Source organism: Proteus sp. CD3 (assembly GCF_008808075.1).
GTDB lineage: Bacteria > Pseudomonadota > Gammaproteobacteria > Enterobacterales > Enterobacteriaceae > Proteus > Proteus appendicitidis.
The window spans coordinates 3876901-3890341 of sequence record NZ_CP019686.1 but is presented as its reverse complement, the minus strand read 5'-3'; the positions used below and the strand labels follow the sequence as shown (position 1 = coordinate 3890341).

Below are 13441 nucleotides of genomic sequence, written 5' to 3'. Positions count from 1 at the left end.
TTTAACTTTCTCCTATTTGTTAATAAATTTATCACCATTGCATTATTTCATGCACCATGAAAAAGAGGTATGAAATAAACATGACATTGGTCACGCTACCTTTTGCTTTTTGTCCTCTAGAATAAAGCCTGATTATTTTTCAACGGAGATTAACGGATGGACAAAAGTAGAAGTCCGATAAAGGTTTTCTTTATTAGTATTCTGGCAGTCCTTTTCTTAATTTTTATTTCACAATATGTTATTGGTAAAAAAGAAATTAAGATTGGCATTGCGGTAATACCTATTTTACCAATGCTATTTGCTGTAATTATTGGTATGTGTATGTCTGCTGGATTTACCCGTAAAAAAATTAAAGTATGGGGTAAATTATTCACAGAAAAAGAAGAAGGCTTCTGCGGTAAAATGGTAGGTTTCAGCCTGCTTATTTTAGGTACGCAATATGCAGGAATGATTGTTCCTAATATTAAAATGATTTTAAGTGTTGGCGTTCCTTTATTTGTTCAGGAACTCGGCAACTTATTACCTGTATTAATTGCAGTTCCATTAGCCATTAAATTTGGATTTGGTCGTCGTGCAATTGGTGCTTGTTCATCTATTAGTCGTGAACCGTCTATCGCTGTTATTCAAGGTAAATTTGGTACAGGATCTCAAGAATATATTGGTGTATTAGCCATTTATTTATGTGGTTCTGTTATCGGTACTTTATGGTTTAGCGTATTAGGGAGTATTGCTCCATTAACTGGATTACATCCACTGGCTCTTGCAGCAGGCTCTGGCGTGGGTTCAGGTTCAATGTTAAGTGCTGCATCAGGTGCATTAATTAATGGTCTTGATGAAGCATTAGCACAGCAAGTATTAAGTGTTGCCGCTGCATCTAATTTATTATCTTCAGCATTAGGCGCACTGTCATTAACCTATTTAGGTTTACCTCTTTCAGAAAAAATTTATAAAATTTTCACCAGAGGCAAAACTGCATGAAAAATATAATTATTGATATGAAGTTTGTATTCGTTGCTATTTTACTGGCAATGTTTACTCAGACGTTAACATCAGGGATCGCTCTTTATGCAATGTGGGATAGCTTTATTGCTATGTCATTAGTGGTATTTATTTCACTCGTTGCAAAACATTATTTACCTTCATCTTTACCGACATTTGCTTATGCAACAATTATCGGGATCATTATTTGTTTACCCGAAACTCCGGTAAGAGATTTCTTTATTAGTTCTATTGGTAAAGTTTCTTTCTTATCTTGTTGTGTTCCTTTATTAGCATTTGCTGGTTTATCTGTTGGTGGTCAATTAGAAGAACTTAAGAAAATGTCATGGAAAGTTATTCTTATTTTCATGATTGTTTCCACTTGTTGTTTCTTTGGCGCATCAATCGTCGCGCAAATTGGATTTAGTATCCAGGGAGTTATCTAATGAATAATATTTATAATGTCAGTGAAAAACTCTTTCAATTAAATGACTTTAGTAAAAAAACACGACAAGACCTGCATAAAATACCTGAGCTATCAGGTGAAGAATATAAAACATCTAAATATTGTCGTGAATTAATGGAAAGTTTTGGTTATCAAATTAAAACTTTTGATGGATATACAGGTTTCACAGCAGACTTAATTGTTAATTCTGAATTCCCATTAATTGCTATCCGTGCAGATATGGACGGATTAGAAATGCCAGACTTAACCAATAATGAACACAGTTCAATCCACCAAGGTTGTGCGCATAACTGTGGTCACGATACCCATATGACCATGGCATTAACCAGTGCTAAGTATCTTGCCGAAAATAAACAAGAGATGACATCCAATGTCCGCTTTATTTTCCAAATGGCAGAAGAAGATATGCGTGTACCTGGCGCTGAAAAAATGGTGGAAATGGGGTGTATGGAAGGCGTTGATGAAACATACGCACTTCATAATGATGCCGCTATCGAAACAGGTTGTGTTCGCTTTAATGATGGTGTGATGTCGTCTTATGGTTCAGCATGGACATTAGATGTTTATGGTGTTTCTGCACATGGTTCAACACCACACAAAGGATTAGACGCCATTCGTGAAGCAACGCGCTTAATTGACTATATGGATTATGTTGTTGCCAAAAAGACAGATCCATTTAGCCCTGCGGTATTTGGTTGTGGCATGATCAATGGGGGAACAATCCCTAATGCATTAGCTGATCACGTACAAGCTCGCGGCACTATCCGTTCTATGGATGAAAATACCGACCAAGTACTGAAAGCAAGTTTTGATGAAATCGTTGCACGCAGTACAGCGGGTGGATTTAAAACCACATTAAGCTATAGCGGATACCCTGCTGTTGTGAATCATCCAACTGCACATCAGCGTTTATTAGATGCGATGCGTAAATTCTTACCAGAAGAAAATATTGAATCGAACGGTAAACCAATGACAGGCAGTGAAGACTTTAGCTATATGGTTAACGCCACAAAAGGTAAGGTTGGTGCCATGTTCTTCTTAGGAAGTGGTAATCAAGCGAAAGGGATTAATAACTACCTACACGCTAATCCTTATTTTGTCGATGATGATTGTTTATTAGTGGGCGCTCAAATTTTTGTGAATATTCTGACTCGCTAATCTTTTTCTTATTCTGCCTAAGCCCGTTCATTGCCCCCGCAAGAACAGGCTTATTCTTATTCTGCTTCTATTCTTATTCTGTCGCGATATTATTAATATTTACAGAACGCAAATCAGGCAATCCCTGATAGACCTCTTTACTGTGCCATTGTGTTTCCCATTGATCTGGCATCTGAATAATATTTCTATCAATATGGGGGGCATAGAGAGAAATAAACTCATGCATATAATCTTTCATATGGGTATGTTTACTAACACAAATATGGGTATAACTTGGTTGCACTAAATGATCGATATTAATACATTTTAGTGCGCCACTATCTTCTGTTTCATCATATGAAGCGGCTGCAATAACACCGATGCCTAAATGTCGCTTAACATAGTATTTAATAATCTCTGTATCCGTCGCGGTTAACGCCACCTTAGGCTTAAGATTATTTTTATAAAAGACTTTGTCTAATTTAGATCCTCTCGTAAAACCAAAAACATAAGTAATCAGTGGATACTCTGCCATCTGCTCGATAGTAACCTGCTCATCGTCTTTCAATAAAGCAAGAGGATGATCATAAGGAACCAATAAACTACGCGTCCAGCGATAACAAGGCAGTGTAATGAGATCTTCATAAAGGTGCATAGATTCTGTCGCTATCGCAAAATCCACATCTCCATTTTTAACCATTTCCGCTAATTGAGCCGGTGCGCCCTGATGAAAATGTAGCGAGATATTAGGGTAATAACGACGAAAGTGATCAATCACATTCGGCAATGAATAACGAATTTGTGTATGTGTTGTCGCAATATGTAAATCAACTTTTTTATTACGATCTTCTTCAGCCACAATGCTTTTGATCCGGTCAACTTGCCCAAGGATATCGCAAGCAATTTTATGGACTTCTTTACCCATAGGGCTTAATGCTAATAAGTTATTATTTTTACGCACAAACAGCGACACACTTAATTCATCTTCTAATATTTTTAGTTGCTTACTGATTGTCGGTTGTGAGGTATAAAGTTTTTCAGCTGCATTAGTAATGTTGAAATTATTTTTCACGACTTCAACAAAGCTTTTCAGTTGATTAATGTTCATAGAGGTACCTGGGTTCATTTGCACAAATGCGCGGTTAATTATTAAATTTATAAGTTGTTATTCTAATACGGGTAAGGACGAGGCTATCTTTACTATCTCTGTCGTGATATCCCGTCATACTATTTCGATACTATCTTGATATAATCAATAATAAGAATAGCGAGATCTATTCTATTATCCACATTTTCATCTTCACTATTCGAAAGAATAATAAAGTAAAATAAGGTGTTATTATTTTCTATTTACCTTTCGGTCTTTGTATTATGCATAATACCCATACAAATGCGTTAGCCTGTATCAAAAAACACGATAAATCAAATTAACCGATTGTTATTTATGATAAAAATAGATCTTGTTTTTTAATTTTTCTTTTCGAAATTTTAAGTTCACTTAACGTAAATTTAAAATCTCTCGCACTGCAAATTTTACACAAAAGCAGAATTACGTTATGATAACGATCACATTTTAATACTAGAGGCTATGTTTTGTTATATCAAAACAACAAAAAAAACTTCCTAAAATCTTATTTAATCTCATCTATACTTAATAAATATTCTCTTATCTATTAGCTTAATATCACTATTTAAAATAGGTAGAAGTAAGCTGTTTTTTAGTGAACTTTTATTACTTACTCCTCTCGCTAACAAATAGTCACTTCATTTCTTTTAATTAATTGAATAACAAGAAATTACGAATACCTTAATAAAAGGTCACTTAATATGAAAATGAAGAAGAAAAGAAATAAACCATTACAAATCAATGATATAACAATTATTGATGATAGTAAGCTGAAAAAAGCCATTACCGCTGCGGCGTTAGGTAATGCCATGGAATGGTTCGACTTCGGTGTCTACGGCTTCCTCGCTTATGTTTTAGGTCAAGTGTTTTTCCCTGGCGCATCTCCGGGCGTACAGATGATTGCAGCCCTTGCCACATTCTCTGTACCTTTCCTTGTAAGACCATTAGGTGGCATTGTGTTTGGGATGCTAGGGGATAAATTTGGTCGTCAGAAAGTGTTATCTGTCACCATCATTATTATGGCACTCAGTACGTTTGCCATTGGTCTTATTCCTGCTTATGAAACTATTGGGATCTGGGCACCCGTTTTATTATTGCTGGCTAAATTAGCACAAGGTTTCTCCATTGGTGGTGAATATTCCGGCGCGGCGATTTTCGTTGCTGAATACTCACCAGACCGTAAACGTGGATTTATGGGAAGCTGGTTAGACTTCGGTTCTATTGCTGGTTTTGTTCTGGGTGCAGGTGTTGTTGTACTGATTTCTACTATCCTTGGAGAAACAGCATTCCATGAGTGGGGATGGCGTATCCCGTTCTTCTTAGCATTACCATTAGGTCTTATTGGCTTATATTTACGTCATGCTTTAGAAGAAACGCCTGCATTCCAACAGCATGTTGATGAAATGAACAGCGATGATCGTAAATCTATCGAAAATCCACCGCGTGTTTCATTACGTGAAATCGCATCAAAATATTGGAAAAGCTTAACGGTGTGTGTCGGTTTAGTGATTGCCACTAACGTGACCTACTATATGTTATTAACGTATATGCCGAGTTATTTATCTCATAACTTAAATTATTCGGCAGATCACGGTGTACTGATCATCATCGCGATTATGATAGGGATGTTGTTTGTACAACCTGTCATCGGGTTATTGAGTGATAAAGTTGGCCGTAAACCATTTGTTATCGGTGGTAGCATCGGGTTGTTTGTCCTTGCTTACCCTGCGTTTATGATGATTAACAGTGATGAAATCGGCTTAATTTTCTTAGGATTATTAATTCTTGCGATCCTACTCAACTGTTTTACTGGGGTAATGGCATCGATTTTACCCGCCATATTCCCAACGCATATTCGTTATAGTGCATTAGCTATTGCATTTAATATCTCTGTATTAGTGGCAGGTGCAACACCAACGGCAGCCGCTTGGTTAGTTGAAGCAACCGGTAATTTATATATGCCTGCTTATTATCTGATGATTGTTGCGGTTGTCGGTTTGATCACAGGGATTAAGATGATTGAAACCGCAAATAAACCGTTACGAGGTGCAACCCCTGCGGCATCAGACAGATCAGAGGCGAAAGAAATTCTGTCTGAGCATTATGATAATATCGAGCAACGAGTTGAAGATATTGAAGCTGAAATTGAGACATTACAGAAAAAACGCCAAGCACTTATCGATCAACATCCTAAATTAGATTAAGAGAGGTTACATGCACCCGTCTTCTGTTCATTTGGTTTGGTTTCGTAATGATTTAAGAGTGACGGATAACAAGGCACTCTTTAACGCTTGCCAAGATACACAAGCACAGGTGCATGCTATTTTCACCGTAACGCCTGAACAATGGAAAGCCCACAATATGGCTTTGTCATGTCAGGCGTTTATTCATGATGCTTTGCTAGATCTGTCAACATCACTGGCAAAACTCAATATTCCACTGACTGTCGTGATTAGTGATACTTATTCAAATGCGGCCGATAAAGTGGCTGAGTATTGCCAACAACATCAAGTCACTGCGCTTTTTTTCAATCACCAATATGCTCTTAATGAACAACGCCGTGATAAAAAAGTCATTGAGTTACTAGAGAATAAGACAACCGTTTATGCTTATCATGACAATGTATTTATTCCGCCGGGTAATGTAATCACCCAACAAGGGGAGATGTATAAAGTTTTTACTCCCTTTAGAAATGCATTCTTGCGGCTCTTTTTTTCACAAAATAACGCTTCATTGCCTATCCCAGAGATCAGGGCGCATCAAAAAACGGTATCACCTTTAAAGGCACCGCTATTTTCACTTGAAAATACAAGCTCGCTCTCTTTTATCTCTACTGAAGAAGAGGCACTTAAACGCTTAAAACAATTCTGTTATGAAAGCGTCCCACATTATGCAAAATGGCGAGATATTCCTGCAGTTGATGGCACCAGCCGATTATCCCCCTATCTTTCGATTGGATTACTGTCTATTCGGCAATGTTTTAATCGCCTTTACCAAACTGAACCTGATTTCTTAGAAAACAACACATCAGGTGCATTTGTTTGGTTTAATGAACTTATTTGGCGAGAATTTTACCAACACTTAATTGTGGCAAATCCCAATTTATGCAAACACATTGCTTTTCAGCTTTGGACAGAAAAAATCAATTGGCGTAACAACCAAGATGAATTTAATGCTTGGACTCAAGGCGCTACGGGATTTCCTATTATTGATGCTGCGATGCGACAGCTTAATCAAACAGGTTGGATGCATAACCGCTTACGTATGCTCACGGCAAGTTTTCTTATCAAAGACTTATTAATTGATTGGCGTTGGGGTGAGCGTTATTTTATGTCACAACTGATTGATGGTGATTTTGCATCAAATAACGGGGGTTGGCAGTGGGCTGCATCAACAGGAACTGATGCCGTACCTTATTTTCGAATTTTTAATCCTACTACCCAAGGTCGTAAGTTCGATCCTGATGGTGAATTTATCCGCCATTGGCTTCCTGAACTCGCCAATGTGCCGAATCGCTATATTCATACACCTCATGAGTGGGCAGCAAAAACCAATAATTCTCTTGATTATCCATTACCCATTGTTGATCACGCAAAAGCACGAGTAAGAGCGATAGAGTCTTATGAAGAAGCAAAAAAATAAAACCGATATCAGAGATAAGAAATAAAAAACAAAAAAACAGCGCTGTTATTAAGCGCTGTTTTTATTGCTAAATACTGATGACGCTAGCCTGTATTACGCATACCGGCAGCAATACCCGCAATAGTAACCATTAGCGCCTGTTCAATACGAGGATCTGACTCGCTATGTGTACGAGAGCGCTGTAACAACTCAGCCTGAAGTACGTTTAATGGATCGGTATATACATTACGTAGTGCAATAGATTCAGCAACCCATGGCAAATCTGCCATTAAGTGTTCATCTTTTGATATTGCCAAAACACTCTTAATATCATCAGAAAGTTGCTGACGTAATTTAGATCCTAATGGCCATAAACGCTCTTCGACTAAACGCTGATCGTAATATTCCGCTAACCATAAATCCGCTTTAGCGTACACCATTTCCAACATCGCAATACGTGTATTAAAGAACGGCCAGTTCTCACACATATCGTCTAATACCGCTTGTTTTCCGCTATCAATTTCATGTTGTAATGCGGCACCAGCACCTAACCAAGCAGGTAACATTAAACGGTTTTGAGTCCATGCGAAGATCCATGGAATAGCACGCAAGGTTTCAACACCACCGGTAGGACGACGTTTTGCAGGACGAGAGCCTAATGGTAGTTTACCCAACTCGCCTTCTGGCGTTGCCGCTCTAAAGTAAGGAACAAAGTCTTCTTGCCCTCGCACATAGTCACGATACATGGCACAAGAAACGTCAGACAAAGAATCCATGACCTCAATCCAAGGCGCTTTTGGCTCTGGTGGTGGCAATAAATTGGCTTCTAAGATTGCACCAGCATAGTGAGCAAGACTGCTGATTGTGACTTGTGGTAATCCGAACTTAAAGCGGATCATTTCGCCTTGTTCTGTCACACGCAGACCACCTTTTAAACTTCCTGGTGGTTGAGAAAGTAAAGCTGCATGTGCTGGCGCACCACCACGACCAATCGTACCACCACGTCCATGGAATAGCGTTAATGTTACGCCTGATTTTTCACAGAGTTTGATTAATGCATCTTGAGCACGATATTGCGCCCATGATGCTGCCATCACACCCGCATCTTTTGCAGAGTCTGAATAGCCAATCATCACCATTTGTTTGTCATCAATTAGATCACGATACCAAGGGATATTAAACAAACGGGTCATTACGCTTTCAGCATTATTTAAGTCTTCAAGCGTTTCAAATAAAGGAGCAACAGGTAAACGAATATTCGCACCAGCTTCTTTCAGTAATAGTTTTACAGCTAATACATCAGAAGGCACTTTTGCCATTGAAATCACATAAGAGGCAATAGAATCTTTAGGTGATTGTGCAATGACGCGACAAGTTTCAAATACTTCTTGAGTCGCTGCACTTGGCTGCCAATTTGTTGGGATCAGTGGACGTTTAGAGTTTAACTCTTCAAGTAAGAATGTTTGTTTTTGCTCTTCAGACCAATTTGCATAATCACCAAGCTCTAAATATTGTGTTAATTCAGAGAGCGCTTCTGTGTGATTGGTACTTTCTTGGCGAATATCCAGTTTCACCAGTTGTAAGCCAAAACAACGAATACGGCGTAACGTATCTAACAGTTGCCCATTGGCAATAATACGCATACCACATTGAGTTAGTGATTGATAACACGCGTATAACGGCTCCCAAAGTTCTTCATTATCAATCAATAAGCCTTCTGGTGGTAACGACTGCTGCCCTTTAATGCGTTGCTCTAGATAATCACGAGTCACTTGTAAGCGTGTACGCAATTGTTTAGCAATTTCACGATAAGGCTCTGCAATTTCAGCGCCACCCGCTAATTCACGCAGTTCAGGTGTACTTTCTGTCATTGAAAGTTCTGAAACTAGGACTTGAATATCATTTAAGAATAAATCGGCAGCTTTCCAACGGCTTAGCAGTAAAGCATGGCGTGTAATTTCTGCTGTCACATTTGGGTTACCATCACGATCACCGCCCATCCATGAGGTAAAGCGAATTGGTGATGCTTCTACTGGCAAGTTAAAATTTATCGATTCTTCAAGCTGCTCATTAAATTCACGTAAGAAAGCTGGAACACCTTCCCATAGGCTATTTTCAACCACCGCAAAGCCCCATTTTGCTTCATCGATTGGGGTTGGACGGATTTTTCTAATTTCATCGGTATGCCACGATTGAGCCACTAACTGGCGTAGACGGCGCATGATGTTTGTGCGTTCATAATCGGCTAAATCATCGTGATCCAGTTGAGATAAACAGGTATTCACTTCAACCAGCTTATGAATAAGTGTACGACGTGCAATTTCGGTTGGGTGTGCCGTTAATACCAGCTCAATAGAGATTTGCTCTACAGCTTCTTTTAATTGCTCGTCGGTAAAATTCTTATCTTTTAGTCGGGTGATCAGTTTTGCCAATGCCACAGGATTGCTCGCAGCTTCACCGTGAGGCGAAATGCTATGGTATTGCTCTGCCACGTTCGTCAGGTTTAAGAATTGATTGAATGCTCTAGCAACAGGTAATAATTCATCATTAGAGAGATTTTGCAACGTCAACAACAGTTTTTGTCGCTGAACTTCATTACCCGCTCGTGACGATTTAGATAATTTTCGAATAGATTCAACTTTATCTAAAATTTCTTCACCGAGTGCTTCTTTTATCGTATCTCCAAGTAGCTTGCCAAGCATACTGACATTGCTACGCATCGCAGAATATTGTTGATTCATAAGACTCCTGACCTTGTCTTTGTGGCGGTAACAACATGCTTCTTCCTAGTAGAAAAGTCATGTCCTCCCAGTTGTGTAATTAACTTTCATTTCTAATGTGACTTTATTTTGATTTTTGTGATAAGCCACACTGCTTTTTTTACTTAGCCTACTATTCATATCAGAAAATAATCGTTTTGGGGGATTTTTCTGAAATTTAATTACGGCTTTAGTCTTATAAGAATGGCTAATATTCATGCTGTTCTAGCTCAATTTTATTAAGAATAAGGACATTTTTTCGTTTCTTATTCACTACGAAGAGTTTTTTACTAAAAAGAAGGAGATACGTGAAAATTTATCTGGCGAGAAATTTAGATGATTTTTTTTAATATTGATAAATTGTCTGGTCTGTTTTTTGGTTTTTAGCTTATTTTATGGATGCGCTATAACTCATGTTTCTCTTTCATTCCTTATTTTTCCTCTCTTTTGCATTTTTACTAGATTAAATTTTCCCGATTAGAATTTTTATAAGATAAAAATGAATAAAGCGCTGAATATCAGCGCTTTAAATTAAGAATAACAAATTGTCTTTCAGTAAATTAGGTTGTCTGTTGTAAATAATGTGGTTAATCGAATTGTACTCTAAATAACGTTCTAACACGTTGTAACCATGCTTCAACTTCCACTTCAACTTCCACTCAAGACGCTTAAATTTCACATCATGAGCTACTGACAAAAGTTCTCTTTAGCTTGATGGTTCACCTCCGTCATTTCATTTCTTAGTGGGACAATCTGTCTTACTACTTTTGACATCAATCGCTCCTTTGTGACTAGAGATAAATTAAGTATAGCCAAAGAAATTAAAAAAATTGGGTGATATGACACAAAAATGACAAAAGATTATCAGCAGAAAATAACCCGCTGATAATCTTTATAAAAGAGAAAAAATTAAATTACAGTAATTGAGAAAGGCGGTTTAAATCTGACTGAATTGCGCCAGCGGTCACATCTCTGCCTGCTCCTGGTCCTCTGATCACAAGCGGATTATCACGATACCAACGACTTTCAATCGCAAATAAATTATCCCCCGGTAATAACGAAGCGAGAGGATGATCTTTTCTCACTGCTTCAACACCCACTTTTGCTTTACCATTAGCATCAAAACGGGCGATATAACGTAATACCATATCCATTTCATTTGCAGCCGCTAATCGTTGTGCCATTTGTTCATTAATCAATGCACTGTTATCAAAGAACTCTTCTAGCGAACCGGTTTCAGCTTGTACAGGTACTAAAGATTCAACTCGTACTTGCTCTGGCTCGATGTCATAACCCGCTTCACGAGCAAGAATAACCAGTTTACGCATGACATCTTGCCCTGATAAATCAATTCGTGGATCAGGCTCTGTTAATCCTTGTTGCCAAGCTTGTTCCACCAGCTCACTGAAAGGAACGGTGCCATCAAATTGCAAGAATAACCAAGAAAGCGTGCCAGAGAAAATACCACTAATTGATAAAATAGTGTCACCACTTTCACGCAGATCACGCACTGTATGATTAATTGGTAAACCTGCACCCACTGTGGCGTTATATAACCAATGACGACCTGTTTTAGAAAAAGCATCTCGTGTGGCACGATAGCGTAAACTTGAAGCGGAGCCAGCAATTTTATTTGCACTGATAACATGAAAACCATAGCTAGCAAAATCTTCATAAGAAGCAGCAAGAGACTCGTTGGCTGTAATATCAACAACCACTAAATCATCATAAGGATGCGCTCTCATCCAAAGATAGAGTGATTCTTCCGTATGTTCAGTCGCGTCGTTATCAAAGAAAGCCAAAGCGCGACTAGGATTAATTCCTTGGTAGTCCAGTAAACTACGGCGACTATCGACCACGCCCGCAAGAATAAACTCAAAATCACTACGCGCTGATAAAGGCTCTTGTTCTCGAGCAAACAATTCTAACCAACGTGAACCAATATTCCCTTTACCAAACAGCACTAAACCAATTTGTTTTTCAGCTCTAAATAATGTTTGATGCAAACCTTGCAACAAATGTTCAGTATAATTACGCAATACCGCTACTAAGCTGATGTTATCTTCCGCATGCCAAATAAATTCAACCGGTTGGTCTTTAAGTTGTTGATAAAAACGATGGCAATGCAATGGATTTTTACAAACCCCCGCCCCCACTAAAGCCACTAATGAGAAACCTTCTCGTAAATGTAATTTACCCGGTAAAACGGCATCTTGTAATACATCTAATGCACTATTAGCCACTTCACTGGTATAGCAAAGTTGTAAAAGCTGGCTGTCTTTATCCACGCCAGTAGCTAAAGGACGAATTTGTGCGCGCTTAAGTAATTCATCAACCTCTTTCGCTACTTGTTCGAAATTTTGATGAGATGAAAGTTGGAGTTCAATCAAACAAACATCATCATGGCTAGTAACGATTTTAGCGCCCGTTCCTGATGCTAAAACACGTTCTATACGAGTTGAACCCTGTTCTGGTTGATAGCTACAACGAAGTTGCAAATCGATATTACTGCCTGAAACGGGTTGAAGTGTACGCGTATGTAAAACTGGGGCGGCTAATCGAGCCAATTCACTCGCTTCATCTAAACGCAACAAGGGTAGTAAACAAGCATCTTTTACTTTGCGAGGATCTGCACTATAAACACCCGCAACATCACTCCAAATGGTGACTTTACCGGCATCGGCTAAAGCACCCACTTGAGTTGCCGAGTAGTCACTACCGTTACGACCTAATAAGACCGTTTCACCTTGTTGATTGCGACTAATAAAACCAGTGACAACAAAACGGCTTTCAGGATGTTTAGCTAATAATTGTTGGAGTAATGGGCGAGATAACGTTTCGTTGACTTGTGGCTGAGCCGCTCGTTCAGCACACAAAAACTCTCGCGCATCTAACCACACACTAGGTAAACCTTGTTCTGTAAGCAAATTAGCCATTAATCTTGCAGACCAAATTTCACCGTGACCAACAACTTCTGCATAAGTTGCGTCTGTAATAGGTTTATCTAACAAATAACTTAAGCGTTCAAGATCTGCAATAAAGGCTTGAGAAAGTAATTCTGCATTCTCTTTCGAAAGTAATCCTTCAATTAAAGATAACTGGTAACGGCGCAACGTTTGCTGAACTTGATGGGCAGAAATGCGATCATTTTGGCTAAGTTTTAGCCAGTCAATCAACTGATTTGTTGTAGAGCCAGCCGCAGAAACCACCATTAGGTCATTAGGTTGGCTATAGTTCGTCATGATATTCACGACACGTTGATAACATTTTATATCCGCAAGACTGCTACCACCGAATTTATGTAACTGACGGCAAATCGGCTCCGCCTGTTGTTTAATCGCCACTACGCTCATG

At 38.7% G+C, this 13441-nt stretch carries 8 protein-coding genes; 5 read left to right on the top strand and 3 right to left on the bottom strand.

Features of this window, described 5'->3' with window-relative positions; translation table 11 throughout:
- Positions 1-156 precede the first annotated feature (156 nt).
- Genes BTA34_RS17340 through BTA34_RS17330 form a run of 3 tightly spaced genes read left to right on the top strand, consistent with a single transcriptional unit; the run spans position 157 to position 2602 of the window.
- Entirely contained in the window at positions 157-978 is an 822-nt protein-coding gene (locus tag BTA34_RS17340; protein ID WP_151436610.1) for a DUF3100 domain-containing protein, read from the top strand.
- Entirely contained in the window at positions 975-1424 is a 450-nt protein-coding gene (locus BTA34_RS17335; protein ID WP_151436609.1) for a hypothetical protein, read from the top strand. Before BTA34_RS17340 ends, BTA34_RS17335 begins: the two co-directional genes overlap by 4 nt.
- Entirely contained in the window at positions 1424-2602 is a 1179-nt protein-coding gene (locus BTA34_RS17330) for a M20 metallopeptidase family protein (protein ID WP_151436608.1), read from the top strand. The genes BTA34_RS17335 and BTA34_RS17330 overlap by 1 nt, the downstream gene beginning before the upstream one ends.
- 73 nt (positions 2603-2675) lie before the next feature.
- Here the strand turns inward: BTA34_RS17330 and BTA34_RS17325 are convergent, their stop codons facing one another.
- Positions 2676-3689 (bottom strand): LysR substrate-binding domain-containing protein, encoded by a 1014-nt coding sequence (locus BTA34_RS17325; RefSeq protein ID WP_151436607.1) that lies wholly within the window; start codon positions 3687-3689, stop codon positions 2676-2678.
- 719 nt (positions 3690-4408) lie between these two features.
- Between BTA34_RS17325 and proP the strand changes: the two genes are divergently transcribed.
- Complete coding sequence (proP, locus tag BTA34_RS17320; protein WP_151436606.1) at positions 4409-5911, top strand: glycine betaine/L-proline transporter ProP; 1503 nt, start codon at positions 4409-4411, stop codon at positions 5909-5911.
- A 10-nt stretch (positions 5912-5921) separates the two neighbouring features.
- Positions 5922-7349, top strand: coding sequence for a deoxyribodipyrimidine photo-lyase (gene phrB, locus BTA34_RS17315; protein ID WP_151436605.1), 1428 nt, complete (start codon positions 5922-5924; stop codon positions 7347-7349).
- An 83-nt stretch (positions 7350-7432) separates the two neighbouring features.
- Here the strand turns inward: phrB and ppc are convergent, their stop codons facing one another.
- Together ppc and BTA34_RS17305 are read right to left on the bottom strand one after the other, a co-directional pair.
- Positions 7433-10069 carry a phosphoenolpyruvate carboxylase gene (gene ppc, locus BTA34_RS17310; protein WP_151436604.1) on the bottom strand — a complete coding sequence of 879 codons (2637 nt, stop codon included), beginning with the start codon at positions 10067-10069 and terminating at the stop codon, positions 7433-7435.
- A 932-nt stretch (positions 10070-11001) separates the two neighbouring features.
- The gene (locus BTA34_RS17305; protein ID WP_151436603.1) at positions 11002-13440 is read right to left on the bottom strand and encodes a bifunctional aspartate kinase/homoserine dehydrogenase II; all 2439 of its coding nucleotides are present in this window, start codon (positions 13438-13440) and stop codon (positions 11002-11004) included.
- Position 13441 lies beyond the last annotated feature (1 nt).